Origin of the sequence: Pedobacter ghigonis (assembly GCF_903166585.1) — a bacterium.
Classification (GTDB): domain Bacteria; phylum Bacteroidota; class Bacteroidia; order Sphingobacteriales; family Sphingobacteriaceae; genus Pedobacter; species Pedobacter ghigonis.
In genome coordinates, this window is record NZ_CAESCM010000001.1 from 268927 (window position 1) to 293753 (window position 24827).

A 24827-nucleotide genomic window follows, 5' to 3' on the forward strand; every position below is an offset into this window, starting at 1 on the left:
CAATTTGTCTTTGGCCTAGCGCTGATGACTGGGCGTTAATGCAGGTGACTGCTGCTTTAAGCTACCCATGAAATAATGAAGATCGGCAAGCTCCTCGCCGGCGAAAAGCTGAGCGGTATGGTGGTCAATAAGTATGAAACCGGTAACCGTTTTCTTTGAAAAAAGATAAACGACTTCCAAATTGGCAGCTGAATGCAAAAAATCAGCAAGATCCGATCGGTAGGCAACAATTTTCCGCCACGCCCCACCAGGGCCCAGCTGATAAAGCGGTTCGGGCTTTCTATTATGGATAAGCATAGCGCTGGAAATAAATGATTTGATCTCCTCTATTCTTTTAAAATCTGCTTTAGCGGCTGAAAGGCGGCTCAGTAACGCATCACTTGGAATTCTAATTAAGGTCTTCCCATATTTACGCACTAAAAAGTTGTCTTTATGGCTAAAGAAGCGGTACCCTTTTTGTTTAAATAAGGTTTCGAGTTGATCCGTACTACTGCAGCGGTATTTGATTAGCCGAGAAATATCTTCCTCAAAAGACTTAGCCTCATCCACCCCAAAGATCCGGTTTAGCTCAGTCACTGCACGCATTCGGTCAAAAGAATCAGAAATCTTACTTCCGTCTAACCTTACATCGGTAGAAACAATATGAATATGCCGGTTAGGGGTATCAGTATGCAGAAAAATCAAATAAGGTTGCCTTTTATACCCCATCGCCTCTAGCCATTTGTGGGCAATATCTAAAAATACCTGTTTATCCATTTGCGCCCCTTTAGTAGATAGCACCGCATGGAACTGGTCAAAATGGCTTCTGGTATTTAGTGAGGCAATTGCGCCAAAATAATGTTCAATGTCAATAGAGCGGATAAAGGAATAGGCTTTCAATAAATCCATATTTCTCACGCTAAGCAGCTCGGCTGCACTGGCATTTACTTTGTCCATATTATAGCTCACCGCTGGAAACCCATTAGCCTTGGTAAATAGCCGCACTATTACTGCATTCATAAGTTATTTCTTTTTCTGTCCATTCTAATCATCATCATCCTGATTGCTTTGGTAAGACACTCTGTTACTGCATCAGATTCCTGGGCGATTAATTTTAGCCGAAAGCACCGCTCTTCTTTTATCTCATCCATTGGCACTATGACTAGCTCTTCACTTATTTTTTGCAGCTGACCATGGATCCGGGATAAATCTGCACCGATTTGGGTGAATACCTGTAGCAAGGTAGAGGGGTTAACATCAAGCGTTGAACCATAGATAAGTTCCTGCCTGATGAGTTCTGATATGGAAATGCCTATTGGGGTTACGAAGGCAATGAGCCTGGAATATTCATGATCACTTAAATAACATCGTACCGGATTTCCACGGCGACCGGATCTTTTTGCTCTAGTCATAAATGATAAAGTTTAGCGTAATAGAATTTTGTGAATTGAGGTGAGCTTGGAAATCAGCCACTGATGGCTTGAGAAAACATGTTGGTTATGATAGCTTTGGTTGTCCTTAGATATTCTTCTTTCTATTTACCGTCCAGTTTTTCTATAAAGATTTATATTCTGATCTGTATCCGATTTTACTGCCCCCTTCAGCCGATGCTGAATCATTTCATTATAATCATTATAACCTTGGTAAATCACAGAACAGTCTTTACTATAGCTCAGCTTATTTAAAAACTCCTCGCTTGATTTTCTTCCTGAAGGATCATGATCAAAAAATATTTCAACCTGAGCGTATTCGCTGGCTTTTTGTATTGCGGGCTTTAAAAAAGAAACTGAATTTAAAATCAAAGCACTTGCTCTGTTTTCCGGGTACTCAATTCTCCAACTTAAAAAATCCATCATCCCTTCAAAGACTGTAAGCTTATCGGGATCTCCGGAAATAAAGCTCATTGATTTTTTACCAAGACACCCTTTAAACAACCTGTTTCTTACCTCCCATCCTCCAAGATCATTCTGCCAGCCAGCAGAAAATAATTCTTTTCTATCCCCATTGTCCTTTTTAATGCTGTAATAAACTTCTTTAATAAATCCACCTGCAACTGCTGAAATTCCTCTTTGTGCCAGGTAATCACTGATAGCAGGGTTCCCTCCCAATTCTCTTACCTCCCTAACTAAATAAGAAGGATGTTTTAAAGGTATTTCGATTTGAGCTGGCTTGGCTTTGAGTGGTATAGCATCAGGATTCCCATAGGCTTCGAGTAATTTCCCTATCGATTCACGAAAAGAAAGTGCAGGCCAGTAGCTCAAGGCAAAATCAATTACATTTCCTCCCTTAGCTAGGCCATGATCATACCAGATACCTAGCTTTTCGTTCACGCAAAATGAAGGCATAGTATCACTATCGCGGAGCATGGAAAGATAAAAAAGTTCTCCTGCAGACCGCTTAAGCGGCTGATAACCTAGTTTTGAAAGCAGAGTTACAAGGTCGGTTTCTTCCCTAATCTTGTTAAGATCGTATCTATTTTCTTCCATAATGCGGTTTATTAGCTAGCCCAAAAGCTCCGGATGATTCGTAATTGTAAGACTGACTAAGTCAGGTTGAATGATCAATGCAATCAAACTATAATTATCAAAGCGGTTAATGAAAACGTGCCTCTAACTATAGGCAAAGTGAGGGCAAAAAAAATGGGCAGAAACGCCATTAGCGCGCCTGCCCATTTTTGTATTCAAAACTGAATTATTTTTTTCGGAACTACTCACCTCGGCTTCTACAAGCCGGACTCTACAGCCTGCCTCTGCGCTTTCACCCTGAAAACTCAAGGCTTCGCAAAATTTCCCGTGTTAACAGGATAATGCTTCGTTCCCCAATGTCAAAGACCTTGTCCCAGCCGAGAAACGAAACTTTTCACCGGCGTGCATAACAAAGTTTCGACATCTAATTATTTTTCTTTCACCATTACGATATACATTGCTAACGATTTATTTTGAAATTGCCTCTCATCTTCTGCATTGGCAATATTTTCTTGGTATGGAACAGATGCTTTTAAGTCTTTTTGCTCTTGTTTTTTACTTTTTTAATCAGTATGCTATCGTAGCCAGTAAAACAAAATCAAAACAATATGTTACTGTTTTACAATTTTGAAGTTGCTTTTTCAAATTACTGATTTTCACCCCCCGGTTGATTTGTTTCCATGTCAAAGCGATTCATAATTCTGCTCAGTGCATTTATGAGCGTCAATTGTGATTTAAAATTGAACAGAGCAATAAAAAGTACCGCCAACCACTTCTAGAGGTTAGGAGAATAAAACTAGCATCGCTTAAACTACGATAAAAGAAAAAGAAGGGTTATTTAAACAGATAAAAGCGTCCTTTTCCACACAAAAACGCCGCCTAATCCTGCTAAAGACAAAATTAAAGGAAGAAGATAATCGTCTATTGGGCACCCAAGCATCGTAAAAATCCCCTCGACTCCCTGCGCCTGGTAATTATGCCCTGGGCAATTTCCACCAGGATTAAGCTGACGGTCACAAATATTACAGACGGTTCCAGAAGTAGGGGTCCAGGAACAATAATCTGTTGAGAGACCAGTAGAATAACGAGGGTCGTATACATTCCCACCACCATCAAATGTATACACGAGTTGTTCGTCAGCTACCAAACAGCCTGGGACAGTGCCCTGCGCCTTGGTTTTGAGTCCAAAGAACGATAGTAAGCAAAGACAAAATATCGAAACTGCATTTTTCATTTCAACAAAAATAAAACTAAATGCATTATAAATACTACAAAAAATTAATAGTTTTGATAATTATCAATCACAATAAAAGGGTTTAAAATTGATCTGAGTTAAAAAAGAAAAATTGGAAAAAGAAGCCGAGCAAACTCTTACTAATTTGAATGAAGCTTTAGATACTCTAGGTAAATACAGGTCGAAAGGATAGCCTATGGGATTGACTAGCTAGTATTGAAACAATATAGACAGGATAATCTTGATGAAATCAACTTGCTAAAAATGGAAGCCTTGGGGGTACATCACTTGATAATTACTCTAGCCTCAAATCAACGTAAACAGTCAACTTTTTAAGACATTGTGCTTAAAATTAAGATTCGTCTAATAATTCGATCACGATAAATTAAACCCCGGATGCGGCTGAAAAGAAATCATCAAGGCCGCCAGTAATTCAGGAAAACAAAATAAATGCCTCCTTTCGCAGCAGTGTTCAGTTTTTTAAAATTAAGCTTTACGCTTAAAAAGCTTTACGATTTTTTTAGTTGCCATTGCAAGTGCCACAGCTAACAGTCCCGCAATTAAACCAGCACCAAATTCCTTTATTATTGAAGGGACGCCTGGTAAAAGGTGATGCATGAACTCAATATTGTGTACGAAAATCCCCCCCGAAACAAGAATTAGGGCAATTGTACCCACTACACTTAAAACTTGTATCACTATAGGAAGCGAAGAGACTAACAGTTTGCCAAAGAATGAAAGTGCGCCTTTCCCATTTGAACGTTTGATCAACCGGTAACCTGCATCATCCATTCTAACAATAATGGCTACAATCCCATAAACCCCTATTGTAGCTAAAAGCGCTATTATTGAAACCGTTGCGATCTGTAAGGTGAGGCTTTCTTCCAGCACGCTACCTAGAGCGATAATTACAATCTCAATGGAGAGAATAAAATCTGTGGTGATGGCAGATCTCACTTTTGTCTTCTCTGCATTTTCGTCTTCTTCTAAAACCTCAGCAGCTTCCCCATGCGTATTTGCAGAGCGATGAAAAAGGTACTCTACAATCTTTTCGACCCCCTCGTAAGCCAGGTATATCCCTCCCAGTACCAAAATTACTTTGATGGCCACTGGAAAAAACACATTTAGCAATAGCGCTATTGGAACTATAATCAGCTTATTGATTAATGATCCTTTGGTTATTGCCCAAAGTACAGGAAGTTCCCTAGAAGATAGGAAACCTGTGGATTTTTCCGCATTAACGGCAAGGTCATCGCCCAGTATCCCAGCTGTTTTTTTAGCAGCAAGCTTGGCGCTCACCGCAACGTCATCCATTAAAGCACCTATATCGTCTAAAATTGCAAAAAAACCTGAAGCCATATCCTTATCTAATTGGGCCTGCAAAATACCAAATCAATCTTATTCTGAAAGAAAAAACATTAAAAGATTCCTGTATATCAGATCGAGCTTTGCTAAAGAAAAAATGGGTAAGAACATCTAGAGAATAAGAAAACACCAAAAATGATAAGATTCATAATAAATTTAATAAATCGTTTTACTAACTTGCTTTCCTAATCAAAAACCTCACAGCTAAATATATTTACTATTTGATAAGGTTGAAAATGCCGGATTCAAAACGCGTTAAGTTTATGGGGTTCTATGAAAAATTAAATATGAAAAAATACTTTTGCGCTTTATTAAGCTGCGTCTGGTTCACATTTTTTACAAGTATAGTGAACGCTCAAGTAAAAAAACAGCCAGTAGATTATGTTAACCCCTATATTGGTAACATCAGCCACCTACTTGTTCCCACCTATCCTACTGTCCATTTGCCGAACAGTCTGCTAAGGGTTTATCCAGAACGAGATAACTTTACGGCAAACACTATTCACGGTTTACCGCTAGTCATCACCAGCCACAGGGGAAGTTCAGCATTCAACTTGAGTCCATTTCAGGGCGATTTGAAAAACATTAAGCCGGTGTTGGCTTATGGCTACGATAATGAAATTATCAAGCCTTACTATTATGAGGTAGATCTAGATGACTATGGCATTAATGTCCAATTTGCCCCTTCACACCAATCGGGAATTTACGCCATTAATTTTTCTAAATCAGCACCAGCCTACCTAGTTCTAAATACCAGAAACGGGGAACTGTCGGTCAAAGAAAATGTAGTAAGTGGCTTTCAGAAATTGAGCAACAACACCAAAGTATATATTTATTTCCAAACAGATTTATTCCCCACTTCCGCCGGCAAGCAAAAGGATGGTCAAATCGACTCAAAGGAACAATCCACTTCTGGTCAGAATGCTTACCTGATATTAAAATATCCAGATAATACCAAGCAAATCAAAGCCCATTACGGCATATCGTTTATTAGTGTAGAGCAGGCAAAACGAAACCTTAATAGGGAAATAAAAGATTATGAGCTTAATAAAGTTGTTCGAAACGGCAAATATATATGGAATCAAACCCTTGGAAAAATTGCTGTAGAGGGAACAGATGAAACAGCTAAAACCATCTTTTACACCTCACTTTACCGCACATATGAGCGCATGATCAGTTTATCTGAAGACGGTCAATATTTTAGCGCCTTCGATGGAAAAGTTCACAATGATAACGGGACGCCCTTCTTTACTGATGACTGGATCTGGGATACTTACAGGGCCACCCACCCACTGCGGGTAATCATTGAGCCAAAAATGGAAGGCAATATGATTAACTCGTATTTGCGTATGGCCCAGCAAATGGACGACCACTGGATGCCAACTTTTCCCGAAGTTACCGGCGATAGCCGCAGAATGAATAGCAATCATGGGGTGGCAACCATAATTGATGCTTACAACAAGGGCCTTCGAAGTTTTAACCTTGAGGAGGCATATCAATACTGTAAGGCAGGAATTACCGAAAAAACGCTGTCGCCTTGGTCGGCAAAAAAAGCTGGTGTACTAGATCAGTTTTTTAAAGACAAAGGGTATTTCCCAGCATTGCCTCCAGGTGAAAAAGAAACTGCGCCGGAGGTTCATGGTTTTGAAAAGCGCCAGCCTATTGCGGTTACTTTGGGCACCGTTTACGATGAGTGGTGCTTAGGGAACATTGCGCAGCAACTGGGCAAAACAGATGAGGCTAAAGATTTTTTAGAGAAAAGTAAAAGCTATCATGCTGTCTTTAATCCGGATACCAAATTCTTTCATCCAAAAGATATTGACGGCAAATTTATCCAGCCCCTGGACTACCGGTTTTCGGGTGGACTGGGTGCACGGGATACGTATGATGAAAACAATGGCTGGCTTTACCGCTGGGATGTCTTGCATAATTTAGGTGATTTAGTAGAGATGATAGGCGGAAAACAGGCTTTTGTTGATGAGCTGGAGAAAATGTACAACACCCCGCTTGGAAAAAGCAGGTTTGATTTTTATTCCCAATTGCCAGACCATACGGGCAATGTTGGTCAGTTTTCAATGGGCAATGAGCCTGCCATGCATATCCCTTACCTATACAACTATGCAGGTCAACCTTGGCGCACCCAAAAACGCGTACGCAGTTTACTTGCTCAATGGTTCCGAAACGATTTAATGGGCATTCCAGGTGATGAAGATGGAGGCGGGTTAACCTCATTTGTCGTTTTTTCTCAAATGGGTTTTTATCCAATAACCCCAGGCTTACCAATGTATGTTATCGGTAGCCCAACATTTGCTAATGTAAAATTGGATATTGGAAATGGTAAGAAATTCGAAGTGGCATGTTTAAATTATGCGCCGGAAAACAAATATATTCAATCGGCAAAGCTAAATGGACAGGTCTGGAATAAATCATGGTTTTCCCATGAGGATTTAATGAAAGGTGGAAAATTGGAACTGATCATGGGTAAACGTCCAAATAAATTATGGGCATCTGAGGAAAGTTCGCTTCCTCCTTCCTTCAACATGTCTGTGAAGTAAGCTTGCTTCCTTGCAGCAAGTGACGAGGTAAAAGTAAAGCCAAGGTCGAGAAAGGGATATGTTAGTCAAAACATATCCCTTTTTTATGAACCATAGGTGTTTCATTTTCTAAAACGGGCTAAATGGAAAGCTATTTAGTAAGATTTACTTCAAATCAATTATTCTTATTTTTCAGCTATCCCTCCCTCCCAATCAAAGATTTTCTTCTGCAGCGCATCACGCATTTGATCCAAAAACCTAGTTTTGCTCATTCCTTTACGTTGCTTAATTTCAGAGAATCTTCTAAAATATTGGCCTAAATTCACCTGAAAAACATTTTGTAAAACAGCCACTATATCAGATAGATCTGCTTTTCCATTGTTGAACTGTCCGGTTAGCCAAAGTCCATAAATCATTTCTATTAAATTAACTTGATCACCTGTCCAGGCAAACTTCTTTCCTTTCTGTTCACTTGATTGGTTCTCCAAACCAATCCCCACATCAGAAGTGAGCTGATCACTTAAGTATCTTTGTAGCATCTCATAAGCTCTAAAATTTGAAAAAAGAAACTCATGGCCTGTTCCAAAGGATGGATCTACCCTTGGAATCAAACTCATCTCTGTCTTTAATGGCGAGGCGCCACGAATAAAATATAAACGATCAAGCTCGTTACTATCCAATCTAAAATACTGGTAATGAAATTCATGAGATCTAAAGAAACGATTAATGTATCGCATCTGATCATTGTAGTGTTCCTTTATTTCTTCTTTCCCGATGATAGGTTTGGTGTTATCGATTGCAAATAGTTCAGTATAAAAAATTAGCCACCTGTAAAACCTGGGTTTTTCGATTTTGAAAAACCATATCTCTTCTTCCTCGCCAAGAAAGGGGTTTGCATCAACCAAAGCTTTCAACTCATCCAAATATTTTTGCACAATCAAAATCGCATCCCTTAGCATTTGACTTTTAGGTATTCCGCTCCCTTTTAAATCATCAAGATCAGCTTTCATTTGCTGGTATAAATCGGCACTTAGTTTTTTTATCATATTTTTCATTTAGGTTAAATTACGCCATCAGCCTCAAGAGTAAAATGCAGCTACTGAGCTTAAAGACAAATTTTATCTTTTGGGCTATATCCATCAAGTTACCGAGCGGTTACCCTTTGAGCAACCCCTCTTTTTATCCACCATGGCTATTATCTCAAGTGAGTAGAAAGCTTTAATCAAAATGCTTTTGCAATACTTAAATGGTTATTCACATTAACCAAACCTATTCTTGAAGAAGGATTTAAAATTATGCTAAATCTGCTGATGCATCGCCACCCATAATAATTTCAGCCGAGCTATGAAGGCCTATCCCTGAGAGTTTGGCTAAAACCTAAATTTGGACACTCAGTCTATTCGCTTTAAACAAGTCAAAGCTGTTTACGCATCAGTCAAAACACCTCTTGTCCGAAAAAAAAGGTTTTCCAATTCTGGTAGATTATTTTTAATCCTTTACGCTTCAGCCTTATGAATTATCAACTTGACTACATCAATAGCCTTTATAATAACATTAGTACTGGTTTACGGCTAGCTAAAGAGAAACAGAAATCAATCTTGGTTGAACTGGAAGAGGAATGTGGGCGGGTATTACTTTCACTGCAGCACTGCTTGGGTAGCAGCGTTCCTGAAAACCTGCAAATCGGTTTTTCCCAGCATCAGAACGATCTGCTATTGATCTACCAAGGGATACATCTAAAAATGGAAAATCCCAATAGTCCATCTAAAGAGGCAGGATTACCCTTTCTGACTGAGTGCGTCAATATTATCCGAGGTTTGATTTTTAATTTAGAGATCCACTTTCCAAAGTTCTGGGATAAATCCTTGCAAGTACCCCAAGCTTTATTGAATGATTTTATTCGCTCAAATGAAAATAAGATATCATCCCTGCTAGCACTCTCCCAGCGCATTAGTCCAGATGATAAGCTCCACAACGTACTGGATGATCTTTTTCTTTTTAGGGAAAACCCAAAAAAAGCAGTCTGCTTTTATCAGCTGGATTATTTATTAGCTGTTTTAGATATCCTAAACAGAGAAAACGAAATTGGGAAAATACGCAGCTGGAAAGATTTGGTTAATCTACTGATAGAATGCAACCTGAATTCTCCCTTATTCCACAAAACCTGCTGCGAGATTATTCTAAGCAGACTGGATACTGCTGGCTCGCTAAGAGATCAATTTGAATTACTCTCGCGGGATAAAAAAGAACTGATAAGGCTCTCGCCGTGCCTTTCAAGCTCCCTACGCATAGATTTACCCTTGATAAAAGAATCACTGCTAAAATTTGTCGAAGCTGAACTTTGTTACCTGCGTGAGATTGAAGGGATAGCATCCAGTCTTTCAGCAAATGGAATTGTCCAGGATGATTATATGGTATCTTTAAGTGTAAAGCAGCTGGCGTTTTTTATTCACTTGCAAGTGGAGTGCGGAATCATCCTTGAGACTAGACCTAAACAGATCCGCCAGCATGTCACCAGCCACTACAGCACTGCTGAAGTTGAAAATATCTCAGAAAAAAGCTTTAAAAATGCCTATTACTCTCATAGCCAGCAGGACATCAACAAAGTAAGTGAAAAGCTTTCAAAAATGCTTGCTATATCCCAGGGAATGGAATAGATGTCATACATCATAAGCAACTTTAGCTTAGTTAATCCCTTACCTGGTTCTAGAACTGCAGTAGGATTTCCATGAAAATAATACAATCTGAAACTCTTTTAGAACGCTATAGACGCTTTGGTTAATGTTTTAATCAAACATTAACCAAAGCGTCCCCATCTCATCCTCGCACGATAAAATTTACCTTAAAGTAACTATTGGTTATACATTAAAAAGCCAAATAACTATACTATATAAAAATTCAGTGCCGCTTTTTAGTTCTCATTAAAGGTGCCTAACTCGAATCTTAGCTGATCGAGATATTGGGTATCCCCCTTTTGCAGCTAACTGCATCTAACAACTACTTTCCCCTTGGCACGGCCACTCTCGATATATTCCATTGCATCATTAGTTTGTTCAAATGGAAATACTTTATCTACGACCGGCCTTATATCCCCTTCTTCAATCAGTTTAGAGATCTCTGCCAACTGTTTTCCGTCGGCTCTCATAAAAAGAAAAGAATAGTCAACACCTAATTTTTTTGCTTTTTTGCGTATACCTGAACTAAGGAAAGATAGGATTGTCCTAACAAACCAAGTAGCGCCAATTGCTTTAGCAAAATCTGGAGTTGGAGGTCCTGAGATTGAAATGGCTTTTCCACCAAACTTTAAAATCCTCAATGATTTTTCAAGTGTCTTTGGGTCTTGACTGTTTAAAACCACATCGTAATCCTTCAATATGGTTTCAAAATCTTCTTTTTTGTAATCGATCAGTACATCAGCCCCTAGGTTTTTAAGCATTTCAAAGCTTTTTTCGCTAGCAGTTGTTGCAACAGTTGCCCCCAAATGTTTTGCCAGCTGTATGGCTATTGTTCCTACGCCCCCAGAGCCCGCCTGAATAAATACCTTCTGCCCTTTCTTGAGATTTGCCTTTTCCACCAAGGCCTGCCAAGCAGTCAAGGCAACCAGCGGAATTGATGCTGCTTCCTCCATCGAAAGGTTATTGGGTTTTAATGCTATACTTGCTTCATTTACGGCAATATATTCGGCCAAGGTTCCAATATGAAAATCCGGAACGCGAGAATAAACCTGATCGCCTACTTTAAACTGCTTCACATTCTTTCCAACCTGAATAATTATTCCCGCTACATCATGTCCCAAAATAAGTGGGAACTTATAGGGTAATATCATTTTAAATTCCCCGGATTTTATCTTGGCATCAAGTAAGTTTAAGCCGGAAGAATGAACTTGAACTAATACTTCATTTTGGTTTAATACTGGCACAGGGACATCAGTAAGTTCAAGGACTCCTTTTTTGTCGTATTTTTTTATAGTGAAAGCTTTCATTTTAAGGCTTTAAAGTGGAATTTGTTTTTTTGGGATTAATCAATCCAAAGGTAAGTCTCGGGAAAAATCTATTCAAAATATAAACTAGTTTGGAAGCCCCAACTCTAATGGTGTAGTGATCTTGCTCTAATCCCTTTATCAATTCTTTAACCAATTGTGCTGGGCTTATTTTCTTATCATCTCTATCGGCAACCATTTCTGTATCCACCAAAGGTGGCAATAGTTCAAAAACCTTCACATTAGCATTCAAAATTGTGAGGTGTTCTCGTAAAGATCTGGTATAAAAAGCCAGGGCGCTTTTAGATGCGGAATAGGTAGCCTCTATTAGCGATGGAACCATACTCAGGATTGAGGTAGTATTGATAATCGCACTTTCTTCTTTTGATTTTAGCATCTCCATAAAAATATTGTTGAGGCGAATAACACCAAGGTAATTAACCTCCATTTCATACGCCGCCCCTTTCAAATGCAGATCACTGGCAATGCCCAAATTTTCTGGTGGCACACCAACACCTGCATTGTTATAGAGAATATCAACTCCACCAAGTTGTCTTACTTGATCAAAAAGTGAATAAGCGTCTGCTTCATTTCCAACATCACTTTGTATAGCAATTAATGCTGGATAAGTTTTTTTTACAGCGTCAAGTTTGGCTTGATTTCTTCCTGTAATAATCACTTTTGCACCGATCTGCATGAATTGTTTTGCGGCTTCAAGCCCTATCCCCGATCCACCACCAGTAATAAGAATAGTTTTCCCTTTTAAGTTCATGATTATCTGAAATTAATAAGCACCATTTTCCTTAATTGTAATAACCAATTCGTGCTGATGAATACTGTATTTTCTGTTGTTTTCATTGTATCTCCAATAAAATTACATAAATTTGCTTGCATTTTGCAAGTACAAATATATAAATAACTTTCATTTTGCAAGTGACTTTATAAATTATTTTATGACGGATATTAAAAAGAGGTCTGAATGCCCTATCAGTAGCTCATTGGATATATGGGGCGATAAATGGTCGTTACTTATTGTTAGGGATTTGATGTTTGCCAAACAATGTACTTATGGTGATTTTTTAAAATCAGGCGAAAAAATAGCTACTAACATTCTGGCCTCCCGTTTGCAAATGCTGGAAACAAATGGGGTGATTACGAAACAGGATCATCCGGAGAGTAAGGCCAAAGTACTATATAAGCTAACCCAAAAAGGGGTTGATTTGCTTCCTTTAATGATCGAAATCAACCTATGGGCTGATAAATATTTTACCTTACCAAAAGAAAGTAAAGAAATGCTTAAAGAGGTTAGAAAAGATAAAGAGGCGTTTTTGAGGGAAAAGGCGGCGGCCTTGCTCTAGCAAACAGAGTAATTCTTAAGTACAGAAACTTAGCTCAATGTTAGACTAGTGTATGATGGCGACAGGGTGATTTCGCAAAAGATAAACCCGGTTTTCAAAACACTTTGTTTAAAAAACTGAAAATATTAAGATTGAAAAAATCCGAATAAAATAAAAAATCGAACAGCTGAGCTACGAAGTTCGTAGCTGACCTCAAATATCTAAAACACCTAGTGCAAATCAATAACCTACAATCAATGATGAGGGATTATGATCTGATTTCCGAAAAACTTATTATTAAGAAAGATTTTTCTAACCACAAAACGAGTGTTAAATGGTAAAAGATGAGCCAATCTAGAGAGAAAAATTATTTTATTAAAGAAATGGGTAAACGAAAATGATCTGTAACACAATTAATTTTTATTTATAAAACGACAAACGGATAAGATATCTTTTGAAACTTTTTCCGGGTTATAAGGTTAAAAAGACTCTGACTAAACTGGATATTAATTACAACTCCTGAATTGTAACCGATTAACTGAATATTCATCTGATCGTTTCACATTGAATGCAGACGACGTGCCAATCGCGATTGGTGCGTTAAAACTCCTTATCACCAAATTCGCTGGAAGGAAGTTTAGATTTACCGGTAAGCTTGTTCAGGTTAAAGCTGAAATTCAATAAGAAAACGTCAGTTTCGTAAATATAATTGGTAGTGGTATAGAAGTCTTTTCCAAATGTAGTGATTCGTTGTCTGTTGGATTGGTTCATGCCAAGATCCATATTCTGCCACTGTAGAGTTGCAGAAAAACGGCCATTCATGAATGTTTTCTTAACAGCAGCATTGGGAACCAGAAACTTTGAATCCTCACCTTGCGCGGTTGGCCGTTTTGATAAATAATTCACATTTGCCTGTAAACTCCAGGTTTTGTTGAGGTTTAAACTGGTGTTCGTGTTTATAGAGTATACCCAGTTTGCATTATCTACTATCGAGCTGTTTCCAAGTACATTTAAATTCCCTGAAACCTTATAATTATACAGGTTAGCCCCCAGATAAAGACTCCACCACTTAACAAGCTGGAGATTGGCTCCCAGCTCAAGGCCGAATGAACGCGCCATTTCTGCATTTGTAAATACCCTGTTTAAGATCGTATCTGCATAAACGCTGTTTACACGCTGTATAGGATTTTTAGTGTTTTGATAATATAATGTTGTAAAAAAAGAGCCCTTCTTAAGGGTCTTGGTCAATCCGAGTTCTGCAAGATCGATGAACGACGGTTTTAGGTCAGGATCGCCCTGTTCCAAAGTCTCGGAGTGCTCCCTTTCAGGAATTGGATTAAGCTCATAATTATTTGTACGCTGGATTCTTCTTGAATACCCAGCCTTTAACCTCAATCCATCATAAATATTATAAAGAAGATTTAAAGAGGGAAAAAGGTTCGAAAGATCCAGTTCATGAGCTGCAGGATCATAAGAAAGATTTAATGTTCTGGTGGCGTATTCATAGCGCAATCCTCCAATGTATTCCAGTTTGTTCAATTTGCCTGAATATTGCGAGTAAACCGAATGGATCTTGTTTTTTGCCCTCGCACTTCCTCTAAACCTATTGGCATCCGGCTGTGAAGTTGCAGGGGTGACAAAGTAATCAAACTGTCCGTCTTGGGTATCATATCTAACCTGGTACCCGCTCTCTAATTTTCCTTTACCAATATTAATGGCGTAATCGAGCTTAAATCTATATCCATTAATCGGGTTCTTATAGGGGTTAAAAACATACTGTATGGTATCTGCTATATTAGGATACCCTAGATTTCTGTTTCTGGTATTTCCATATAAATTGGCATGTTCATAGAGCAACGAGGCTGTTAATGAAGATTTATCTGCGAAAGTATGTGTATAATCTAGGTTGCCGAGGGTAAAATTCCCTTCCTTGGTTTGCAGGTTGGAATTGTAATAAGTGCTTGACCTGATCGGAAGCCCAGTTGAAAGAACTGAAGTACTATTGGAGTAAACAAGGTCAGCCAGACGAGCCTGAAAACGCTTTCCACTAAAAAAACCGATAGAAAAAGTGTTCTTTTTATCCAGGGTGTAAATTGCAGATAACCTACCTGCATAATTATATTTATCAAAACTACGTTCGCCATTAGAAGGAAAACGGGTCATGGTATTATGGGTGAAATTTTTTGTAAATACATCCCCTTCACGGAACCCTGCATTATCATTCCGCAGATAATTCCCACCCACAGATATGTCCCATTTATCTTTTCTAAAGTTCAGGGTAATATCGCCACCAAAACGCTTGGGCTTTTCTTTGTTATCATAGCCTGTTGTACTTGGAAGTCCGGTCTGGGCATTTGTAGTCAATGTAAATCCGTCATTGGCGCCTTTCCTGGTTACGATGTTGATAATACCGGCTTTCCCATCGGGATCATATTTAGCAGAAGGAGAAGTGATCAGTTCTATATTTTCCAAAATGTTTGCAGGCAACTGGCTTAAGACAGTCTGTGCGTCAGTAAGTACTGGCTTGCCGTTCACAAGAACAAGGAATCCGGCAGATCCCCTAACACTGATCTGCCCCTCTCCGTTAACAGCCACAGAAGGCAGATTCTTTAATACATCTATTGCAGTTCCACCTTTGGCGCTTTCAAATTGATCAGCACGATATGACTGTTTATCAATCTTATTAGCAGCATTTACCCTCCCACTGTTAATGTTGACCTGGCTAAGTGATTCGCCTGCTGGGGTAAGGCTAACCTGCCCCAGATCAAGCACCTCAATATTATTGATTTCTACCTGGATAAATCTATTCTTATAGCCTATGTAAGCTATTTTCAATAGATATTGGCCAGCCTTAATCTTGCTGATCTCAAAAGACCCGTTGGGCCTACTTAATGCACCTCCAACAACCGTCGAATCTGACTTTTTTAACAGGGCTGTACTGGCATACTCAAGAGGTTGTTTGTTTTGTTGGTCAATAAGAATACCTTTTAGGGTAAATTGCTGTGCTTTGGTTACCTGGCTGAAAAGACTGAGCAAAAGAAATACAAAGCTTCTGGAGAATTGCATGAATGGTCTGCTAGTATGGTTAATGATCTTCAAAACTTTCAAATGGTTATTAGGTTCCGCAAAGAAGCATTTAAAATTCTGTTTCACATGGTACATTTGAAAATAATGCGGTACTATACGACACCAGCACGGTAATTTTGTGGTGTGTAGCCTGTGTAGCGTTTGAAATACTTGACAAAATGTGATGCATCGCTGAAACTGAGGTCAAAGCCTATTTGACCAACAGTATTGTCCGTATAGATCAGTAAGCGTTTAGCTTCACTAATTATGAATTCAGATAGTATGACCGAAGCGGAAACGTTCATTTCTTTTTTGCAAGCCAGGTTCAGATTCTGCGGAGAGGTGATTAATCTGGCAGCATAATAGGCAACACTATTCTTTAAATGTTTTTCCTGGCTCAAAATTTCATGGAACTGGTAATACAGACCATTGCCGTCCTGCTTTACACCTGTTGGCAACACTGCTCCCTCCGAATGGATCTTTGCTAACAATGCCTTTAACAACCCTTCTACAACTGCCATTGTCGAATTGTCAACTCTATCTGACTCTTTTACGAGTAACTCAAAAATCTTATTGATGGATGAAGTATCTTTTAACTGCAAAACGGCATTTCTGCTCAATTGCAGCAACAGAGTTCTGATTTCTCTGTCGAGGCTCTGATCAATAAAGCCTTTCTTAATGATAGCCACATAGCCTTCTGGTTCTGAAGTCAATTCCCAGTGATGTATCTGTTCCTTTCTTACAAAGAAAACACTGTTCTGAGAGATCTCAAAACACTGCGAATCTATATAATGGAAGCCGTTTCCCCTGGAAAGGTAGATAATTTCAAAATAGCTATTATGCTTATGGGGTGCCGTTACGCGCACTTCCTTTTTAAATGGTGATACTTTTAAGGTCTTATTCCCCTGAATTTTGTTCTTAATGACTATCTGCATATTTATTCGACAAATTAGACCTCAGTATTCATTTGTTAGGCGGTATAAACTGAATACGTTCTAGTTCAGATCTTTTGATTTGCGCCCACAAATATAACATCCTTCCTAGGCTTTAAGAATACTGCTGCTGCTGCTAGATTCAATTGAAATTAAATGCCAGCATTTGGTAGCAACTAATTTTAGCATTAGTCAGTTTGTTTTAGTTAGCTGACATTGGGTATATCGATTAGCTTTCATCGCTAGAGTTAAGCGTGGATCTTCGACCTTATTCGGGCATTGCGAAGCGATAGTAAATTTTGACAAAGTTTTCAAGGATAAGATTAAGGGATAGTAAAGGAAAAAGAAATTATTGTACGTGTTTTCACTATCGGGTTGAGGATAAGCTATAGTAGGAAAATAGTCGGACGGCTGCTGAAATTGCAAAAAAAAGAGTGCCCGATTTCCAAAATTACAGATGGAAAGGCAAAACCAGGAGCAAAAAGGACAAACAAATAACGCTTAAAAAAGTGGGAGAAACAATGGGGATGATTAACTAAACTTCGTTGTCGATTGAATATAGTCAGGAGATTCCACAATCCACGACCAAGCCATTTGGTAGTGGATTGACTACAAACAAAATCCTCCCATACCTAAAACATATTAACAGTCAATATTTTAGATCATTCATTATGCAACAAAACCCACAGGCTCTATTCTTCAGTTATTCAAATGTGCTATAAAAATGATGAAACAAGCTATCCCGATAACAGCAATACAGATAATTTAGCTTTGTAATCATCAACTAACAAATGAGCCCGAAGCTGAACAAATTACGAAACATTTCTTTATGCCTTTCCCTTGCAGCCCTACCTCTGATTGCATATAAAAGGGCTGACGGATTGAAAGACTACTACAAAGACTATTTCCCCGTAGGGGTTGCTGTAAAGCCAAGCGACCTCCAAAATCAAGAGAAATCATTGATCTTAACACATTTCAACTCAATTACTGCAGAAAATGCCATGAAAATGGGGCCTATCCATCCATATGAAAACAGATTTTTCTGGAAAATGGCAGACTCCATTGTTCAATTTGGATTAGATCATAAAATAAAAGTCCGGGGACACTGCCTGGTATGGCACGCGCAAACCCCAAGATGGCTCTTTAAAGACTCTATCGGGAACCCAGTTCCGAAAGAAGTCTTACTTTCCAGAATCAAAAACCATATTAATAGGGTGGTATCTCGGTACCGCGGAAAAGTTTATGCCTGGGATGTGGTGAATGAGGCCATTGCCGACGACAGCAGCACTTTCCGCAAATCTCCATTGCATAACATCGCTGGGGCGGATTTTATCGAGCAGTCCTTTCGGTATGCACATGCGGCAGATCCAAAAGCCGTTTTGTTTTATAACGATTATAATACGGAAAATCCTGTAAAACGGGATAAGATATACAAGATGCTTAAAAACCTGTTGGCCAAAGGTGTTCCCATCCACGGCGTTGGATTACAGGCTCATTGGTCAATCGATAACCCTAGCCGATCGGAGCTCGAAAAATCAATTGAGTTATTTTCATCCCTGGATCTTCAAGTCCAGTTTACCGAACTCGATGTCTCTGTATATTCAGGAAGGCAGGGTGGCCAGCTAATCACCGGTGAAAAAGGAGTCAATGCAATTGCTTTTACTCCAGAAATGGAGCAGCGGCAACTGGAAAAGTATCAGATGATTTTTGAGGTATTCCGAAAACATAAAGAGCAAATTACTGGAGTCACGTTTTGGAACCTGTCGGATCGGTATAGCTGGCTTGACGGTAGGAGTAGAAAAAACTTTCCATTGCTATTTGATACGGATTTACAACCTAAAAAAGCATACTATGAGGTTACCAGATTTTAAACTTCTAGCAGGTTGATGATTGAAGCAGGTGTGTAACCCTAAAAAAGCCTGTTACCGGATGCAAAAACATCCTAATCAGTTACCATTAATAATAACCAAATATGACTAAACTACGTTCCATCTTTTTTTGCGCAGCTTTGCTGCTAATCAGTATCCCGTCATTTTCACAGGATCCAAATTTTTATATCTTTCTATGTTTTGGACAATCGAACATGGAAGGCGCCGCCAGATTCGAAGCGCAGGATACTACAAAAGTAAATCAACGGTTTCAAATATTGGAAGCTGTTGATTGCGCAAGTTTAAACCGTACGAAAGGCAACTGGTATACCGCCGTTCCCCCATTAGCCCGATGTAAAACCGGCTTAGGCCCGGTAGATTATTTCGGTCGGACGCTCGTTGCCAATCTGCCCAAAAACATTAAAATTGGTGTAATCAATGTTGCTGTGGGAGGATGTAAAATTGAACTGTTCGACAAAGAAAATTGCCAGACCTACACCGCAACAGCACCAGACTGGATGAAGGGCATATTAGCCGAATATGGAGGAAACCCCTATGCCCGCTTGGTAGAAATGGCCAAAATTGCAAAGCGAGTCGGTGTAATCAAGGGAATATTGCTGCACCAGGGAGAATCCAATACCGGTGATAAAGCATGGCCTGAAAAAGTAAAGCATATATATGAGACCCTTTTGAAAGACCTGGAACTAAAACCTGAGAAGACCCCGCTACTTGCTGGCGAGGTTGTCAATGCCGATCAAGGAGGCGTTTGTGCAAGTATGAACAACATTATTGCAACCTTACCACAAGCAATTACAAATGCGCATGTCATTTCTTCTGCGAGCTGCCCTGATGGCCCAGATAACCTGCATTTCTCTGCCGAAGGTTACCGGATATTGGGTAAAAGGTATGGGGAAAAGATGCTGAGCTTACTTGGCAAAAAATAAGCAGATAACCCAAGCTTTTCAAAATTGATCAAGATATAATGAGTACCAAAAATATATTTTTAAGCTATAGCTTATTTCTATCCTTAATACTGAGCTTTGGAGGATGTAAAACCAGCCAGTTTTCTTCCGATAATCAAGCAGATACCAGGGGTTTAAAAGATTTTTACAAAGATTACTTCCCAATCGGTGTTGCGGTGGGTAGAGGCAATCTGAGCGGAGAAGAAAGTGCATTGATTAAAAAGCATTTTAACAGTATCACCGCGGAAAACGACATGAAAATGGAGCGCATGCAGCCTGAAGAAGGGAAATTTAACTGGCGGGAAGCCGATTCTATAATCAGCTTTGCAGAGAAAAATAACATCAAAGTACGCGGACATAACTTATGCTGGCACGAACAGGCACCTTCTTGGTTTTTTACGGGTAAAGATGGAAAAGAGGTAAGTAAAGCAATATTATTACAACGGTTAAAGGCTCATATAGATGCTGTTGTAGGACGATACAAGGGGAAAATATATGCATGGGACGTGGTAAATGAGGCCATTGATGACGATTCCACCCAATATTTACGAAACTCAAAATGGTTTCAAATCTGCGGTGAAGATTTTATCGCTAAAGCTTTTGAATATGCCCACGCCGCCGATCCAGAGGCCAAGCTTTTTTACAACGATTACAACACCGAAAGACCCGAAAAAACAGCACGGGTATACAAGCTACTTAAAAACCTCAAACACAAAGGAGTACCCATAGATGGTGTTGGCCTGCAGGCACACTGGTCGATCTATGAACCGACGGAAAAAGAGCTTGTTTCTGCAATTGAGCGGTATTCGTCCCTAGGCCTTAAAATACAGTTTACTGAACTAGATATCTCTATTTACCCATGGGAGAAAAATAAACGCAGCAAACGCCCCGATGAAAGCGATGCTTACACAACTGAACTCGAGGCCAGACAGGTGGCGAAATACAAAATGGTGTTCAATGTGTTTAGAAACTATAAAAACGTTATCAGCAACGTTACCTTCTGGAACATTTCAGATCGTAGGACTTGGCTGGACGGTTATCCGGTACCCGGCCGTAAAAATTATCCTTTACTCTTTGATACGCAATTAAAACCGAAAAAAGCCTATTGGAAAGTCACAAAATTCTAAATCATGAACAAATTATTTACACTGATCTTACTGTTTTCCAGCGTTATCATTGTCCGAGCGAATACCCTCAATGCGATTACGGTAAATAATTATTTGCCTGGAAGCTTCTCCCTTGTGAGCCAAGGTAAGGTTCCCACAATTATTGTCAGTGGTAACGAATGGCCCGGCGCGGTACGGGCGGCAAAAAATCTTCAGCACGACATTGAAATGGTGAGTGGAACTGAGCCCATATTTTTAACCAGCAAAACAAGCAGGCTCCCCATCATCATTGGAACCATTGGCAAAAGCCAAATCATTGATGAAATGGTCCGCAACCACTGTCTAAATGTTTCTGAAATTGTTGGAAAATGGGAGGCGACATTAATTCAGGTTGTGAAAAGCCCAATAAAGGGCGTTGATTCTGCTTTAGTGATTGCCGGGAGCGATAAGCGTGGAACCATATATGGGGTATATGAACTTTCTGCTCAAATGGGCGTTTCCCCTTGGCATTACTGGGCTGACGTTCCGGTAAAAAAACGTCATTCGCTTTATGTTATTGGGGGGAGCCATGTGATTTCTTCCCCTGTAGTAAAATATCGGGGAATATTTTTAAATGATGAAGCCCCTGCCCTTTCGGCATGGAGCAAAAAAGAATTTGGAGGCTTTAACCATAAGTTTTATGAAAAGGTGTTCGAATTAATTCTCCGCTTAAAAGGAAATTACCTCTGGCCCGCTATGTGGGGAAATGCATTTAATGACGACGATACGCTCAACCCTGTCCTAGCTGATGAATATGGGATAGTAATTGGGACTTCGCATCACGAACCCTTGACTCGTGCACACGATGAATGGAAACGATATAAAGGCGGCAAATGGAACTATGAACAAAATTCAGTGCAGTTACGTGCATTTTGGGAAAGCGGCCTAAAAAGAGTGAATGGTAAAGAACAAATTATCACTATTGGCATGCGTGGGGATGGTGATGAGCCCATGTCGGGCAGCACAGCAACGGCCCTGCTAGAAAAAATTGTAAAAGACCAGCGCGAAATTATTGAAAAGGTGACTCAAAAACCTGCGGCACAAACCCCACAGATCTGGGCACTGTACAAAGAAGTTCAGGATTATTATGACAAAGGCATGCGGGTTCCCGATGATGTAACTTTACTGCTTTGCGATGATAATTGGGGGAACATCAGAAAATTGCCCCGGTTAGGCGAGAAGCCCAGAAAGGGTGGCTATGGAATTTATTATCACTTCGATTATGTGGGTGGCCCGAGAAATTACAAGTGGGTAAATACCAACCCAGTTCAAAAAATCTGGGAACAAATGCACCTTGCACATGAATATGATGCTAATCAGATTTGGATTGTAAACGTCGGCGATTTAAAACCTATGGAGTTCCCGATTCAGTTCTTTTTAGATTATGCTTGGAATCCTGACGCCATCCCTGCCAATAAATTAATGGACTACACAGTTAACTGGGCTGCTGAACAGTTTGGCAATGAACACGCCACAGCAATCGCCGATCACATAGATACCTACCTGAAATACGCTGCCAGAATTAAACCAGAGCTCCTTGATGAGCAAACCTATAGTCTGATCAACTATAATGAGTTCGAACGGGTAAGTAGCGATTTCATTACACTCAAACAACAAGCCATCACTACCTACAAACAATTAACCGATGACCAAAGAAATGCCTATTACCAACTGGTCCTTCATCCGATTGAAGCCGTTGCTAATTTATACGAAATGTATTTGGCAGTAGCTAAAAATAAATTATATGCCAAACAAGGAAGATTTTCGACCAATAGTCTGGCCAGTAAGGTGGATTCTCTCTTTAAACGGGATGCCGAAATCAGTACTTACTACAACAAAACAATGGCAGAAGGAAAATGGGACCACATGATGGACCAAACTCATATTGGATACACTTCCTGGCAGCAACCTGATCGCAATATTTCCCCTAAAACTGTGCTCATAAACAACAGCGGTAATTCCCTGGGTATTGTACTAGAAAACACTGAACTTCACTTTACGGGAAAAACAAAGTTAGCCCAAGGCTTCAATTTTTCAGCGCTGACTAATACATCACATACCTTCGAAATTTTTAAAACAGGAGCAAATGGACTGAAGTACAAAATTAAAGCTCCAGATTTTATGATGTTAAGTAGCAGAGAAGGAATGCTCGATGGTGACGAGAAAATCCGAATTAGCATTGATTGGAACAAAGCGCCCAAAGGCAATAGAGAAACCCAAATTGTTATTTCCGGTAGTGATCGCTCGAGTATTATTCTTCCAATAACTACCGAAAACATTATACCGGCAGATTTACCCGCGAATTTGTTTCTGTGCGATAATGGCTATATCTCGATGGAAGCAACAAGTTATAGCAGTGCTGTGAACAACAGACCTATTTTTTGGAAAACCATCCCCAATTACGGAAAAACCAGGAGCGGAGTAATCCCAATACCTGTGACTGCGCCAGTGCAACAGCCCGGAGAAGGATCCCCACATTTGGAATACGACATTTTTATAACTCAAACGGGTAATTTTAGCCTGAATACCTTTGTCTCGCCCACGATAGATTTCACCGCGAAAGACGGGTTGAAGTTTGCTGTTTCTTTAGATGACCAAATTCCAGTAATGGTTAACATCAGTGTGGACTACGCTTCCGAATATGCCTGGGGGCAATCGGCGGCCCGCAACATTAAAATATTCAAAACTCCCCTTGCCTTTAACAAAACAGGTAAACATACCATCAAATATTGGATGATTACCCCAGGGATAGTATTACAAAAATTAGTACTGGATCTTGGCGGGTTAAAACCAAGCTATTTAGGCCCGCCAGAAAGTATTAAAAGCATCAGAAAATAACCTAACCAAACCAATAAACCACATGATTAACGATTTAAAAAAATTAACCCTTTTAACTGCTATCATCGGAATGGCTGTGACCGCATATTGTCAGCAAACAAACCAAAAAACAGAAAAGGAACAGGCCGGTACAAGTAAAAAGCCTGGATATCTTTCCAAGCCAATTATCTCCAACATTTACACTGCCGACCCATCTGCACATGTTTTTAACGGAAAAATTTACATTTATCCTTCACATGATATCGAAACTGGCACCCGCGAAAACGATAGCGGTGATCATTTTGACATGAGAGATTACCGCATTTTGAGTATGGATAGTATTAATGGCAAGGTAACCGATCACGGTGTGGCATTAAGCATTAAAGACATTCCATGGGCAGGCAGGCAACTCTGGGCACCCGATGCGGCCTTTAAAAACGGAAACTATTATCTCTATTTTCCAGTCAAAGATAAATCTGATGTATTTAGAATAGGTGTTGCTACCTCAAAAAATCCAGCCGGACCTTTCAAGGCTGAACCAGGGCCCATTAAAGGAAGCTTTAGTATCGATCCGGCAGTCTTTACGGATACCGATGGAGCCAGTTACATGTACTTTGGTGGGATTTGGGGTGGGCAGTTGCAGCGCTGGTCCAACGGAAAATATGATGCCAATGGATCTAAAACCGACTCACAAAAAGAAAATGAGCCCGCGTTGAGCGCTAAGGTCGCGAAAATGAGCTCAAATATGCTATCTTTTGATGGCGAAATTAAGGATGTTCAACTTATAGATAAGCAAGGTAAACCATTGCTTACTAAAGATCACAACAGCCGTTTTTTTGAAGGTGCCTGGATGCACAAATTTAATGGCAAATATTATTTCACTTATTCAACCGGCGATACCCATTACCTGGCTTATGCTATTGGCGAGCAACCTTATGGCCCATTTGTTTATCAGGGTACTTTTATGAACCCTGTACAAGGCTGGACTACCCACCATTCTATTGTAGAAATTAATGGAAAATGGTATATTTTTTTTCATGACACCCAGCTTTCGGGCAAGACACACCTCAGAAATGTGAAAGTAACCGGCTTGAAACACAACGCTGATGGAACGATCGAAATGATTGAACCCTTTGTTAAATAA

18 protein-coding genes are annotated in these 24827 nt (G+C 39.7%); 8 read left to right on the forward strand and 10 right to left on the reverse strand.

Features of this window, described 5'->3' with window-relative positions:
* Positions 1-15 precede the first annotated feature (15 nt).
* The 5 genes from HWV58_RS01250 to HWV58_RS01270 form a co-directional block, all read right to left on the reverse strand.
* Complete coding sequence (locus HWV58_RS01250) at positions 16-999, reverse strand: relaxase/mobilization nuclease domain-containing protein (RefSeq protein WP_175632315.1); 984 nt, start codon at positions 997-999, stop codon at positions 16-18.
* Positions 996-1391, reverse strand: coding sequence for a hypothetical protein (locus tag HWV58_RS01255; RefSeq protein WP_175632316.1), 396 nt, complete (start codon positions 1389-1391; stop codon positions 996-998). Before HWV58_RS01255 ends, HWV58_RS01250 begins: the two co-directional genes overlap by 4 nt.
* A 126-nt stretch (positions 1392-1517) precedes the next feature.
* Entirely contained in the window at positions 1518-2465 is a 948-nt protein-coding gene (locus HWV58_RS01260; protein ID WP_175632317.1) for a toprim domain-containing protein, read from the reverse strand.
* 817 nt (positions 2466-3282) lie between these two features.
* The gene (locus tag HWV58_RS01265; RefSeq protein WP_175632318.1) at positions 3283-3678 is read right to left on the reverse strand and encodes a hypothetical protein; all 396 of its coding nucleotides are present in this window, start codon (positions 3676-3678) and stop codon (positions 3283-3285) included.
* A gap of 486 nt (positions 3679-4164) precedes the next feature.
* Positions 4165-5037, reverse strand: coding sequence for a DUF808 domain-containing protein (locus tag HWV58_RS01270; RefSeq protein ID WP_175632319.1), 873 nt, complete (start codon positions 5035-5037; stop codon positions 4165-4167).
* A 293-nt stretch (positions 5038-5330) separates the two neighbouring features.
* On the opposite strand from HWV58_RS01270, the gene HWV58_RS01275 reads away from it, so the two are divergent.
* A complete protein-coding gene (locus HWV58_RS01275; RefSeq protein WP_175632320.1) occupies positions 5331-7598 on the forward strand; it encodes a GH92 family glycosyl hydrolase in 2268 nt (755 codons plus the stop codon).
* Between the two features lie 164 nt (positions 7599-7762).
* On the opposite strand, the gene HWV58_RS01280 is transcribed toward HWV58_RS01275, so the two are convergent.
* A complete protein-coding gene (locus HWV58_RS01280) occupies positions 7763-8632 on the reverse strand; it encodes an RteC domain-containing protein (RefSeq protein WP_175632321.1) in 870 nt (289 codons plus the stop codon).
* A gap of 456 nt (positions 8633-9088) precedes the next feature.
* On the opposite strand from HWV58_RS01280, the gene HWV58_RS01285 reads away from it, so the two are divergent.
* Complete coding sequence (locus HWV58_RS01285; protein ID WP_175632322.1) at positions 9089-10234, forward strand: hypothetical protein; 1146 nt, start codon at positions 9089-9091, stop codon at positions 10232-10234.
* A gap of 323 nt (positions 10235-10557) precedes the next feature.
* Here HWV58_RS01285 and HWV58_RS01290 read toward each other — a convergent pair whose 3' ends face one another.
* Together HWV58_RS01290 and HWV58_RS01295 are read right to left on the reverse strand one after the other, a co-directional pair.
* Positions 10558-11559, reverse strand: a complete 1002-nt coding sequence (locus tag HWV58_RS01290; protein WP_175632323.1) for an NADP-dependent oxidoreductase — start codon at positions 11557-11559, stop codon at positions 10558-10560.
* A 1-nt stretch (position 11560) separates the two neighbouring features.
* Positions 11561-12328: an SDR family oxidoreductase gene (locus tag HWV58_RS01295; protein ID WP_175632324.1), complete on the reverse strand. Its 768-nt coding sequence runs from the start codon at positions 12326-12328 to the stop codon at positions 11561-11563.
* A gap of 181 nt (positions 12329-12509) precedes the next feature.
* On the opposite strand from HWV58_RS01295, the gene HWV58_RS01300 reads away from it, so the two are divergent.
* Complete coding sequence (locus tag HWV58_RS01300; protein WP_175632325.1) at positions 12510-12914, forward strand: winged helix-turn-helix transcriptional regulator; 405 nt, start codon at positions 12510-12512, stop codon at positions 12912-12914.
* A gap of 579 nt (positions 12915-13493) precedes the next feature.
* Here HWV58_RS01300 and HWV58_RS01305 read toward each other — a convergent pair.
* Positions 13494-15959 (reverse strand): TonB-dependent receptor domain-containing protein, encoded by a 2466-nt coding sequence (locus HWV58_RS01305; protein ID WP_175632326.1) that lies wholly within the window; start codon positions 15957-15959, stop codon positions 13494-13496.
* 113 nt (positions 15960-16072) lie between these two features.
* Positions 16073-16894 carry an AraC family transcriptional regulator gene (locus HWV58_RS01310; RefSeq protein ID WP_235972611.1) on the reverse strand — a complete coding sequence of 274 codons (822 nt, stop codon included), beginning with the start codon at positions 16892-16894 and terminating at the stop codon, positions 16073-16075.
* A gap of 788 nt (positions 16895-17682) precedes the next feature.
* Here HWV58_RS01310 and HWV58_RS01315 point away from each other — a divergent pair.
* The 5 genes from HWV58_RS01315 (at position 17683) to HWV58_RS01335 (ending at position 24827) form a co-directional block, all read left to right on the forward strand.
* The gene (locus HWV58_RS01315; RefSeq protein WP_175632327.1) at positions 17683-18762 is read left to right on the forward strand and encodes an endo-1,4-beta-xylanase; all 1080 of its coding nucleotides are present in this window, start codon (positions 17683-17685) and stop codon (positions 18760-18762) included.
* Between the two features lie 101 nt (positions 18763-18863).
* The gene (locus HWV58_RS01320; protein ID WP_175632328.1) at positions 18864-19703 is read left to right on the forward strand and encodes a sialate O-acetylesterase; all 840 of its coding nucleotides are present in this window, start codon (positions 18864-18866) and stop codon (positions 19701-19703) included.
* Between the two features lie 38 nt (positions 19704-19741).
* Positions 19742-20848, forward strand: coding sequence for an endo-1,4-beta-xylanase (locus tag HWV58_RS01325; RefSeq protein ID WP_175632329.1), 1107 nt, complete (start codon positions 19742-19744; stop codon positions 20846-20848).
* Positions 20849-20851: 3 nt separating this feature from the next.
* A complete protein-coding gene (locus HWV58_RS01330; protein WP_175632330.1) occupies positions 20852-23704 on the forward strand; it encodes a glycosyl hydrolase 115 family protein in 2853 nt (950 codons plus the stop codon).
* Positions 23705-23726: 22 nt separating this feature from the next.
* Positions 23727-24827 (forward strand): glycoside hydrolase family 43 protein, encoded by a 1101-nt coding sequence (locus HWV58_RS01335; protein ID WP_235972613.1) that lies wholly within the window; start codon positions 23727-23729, stop codon positions 24825-24827.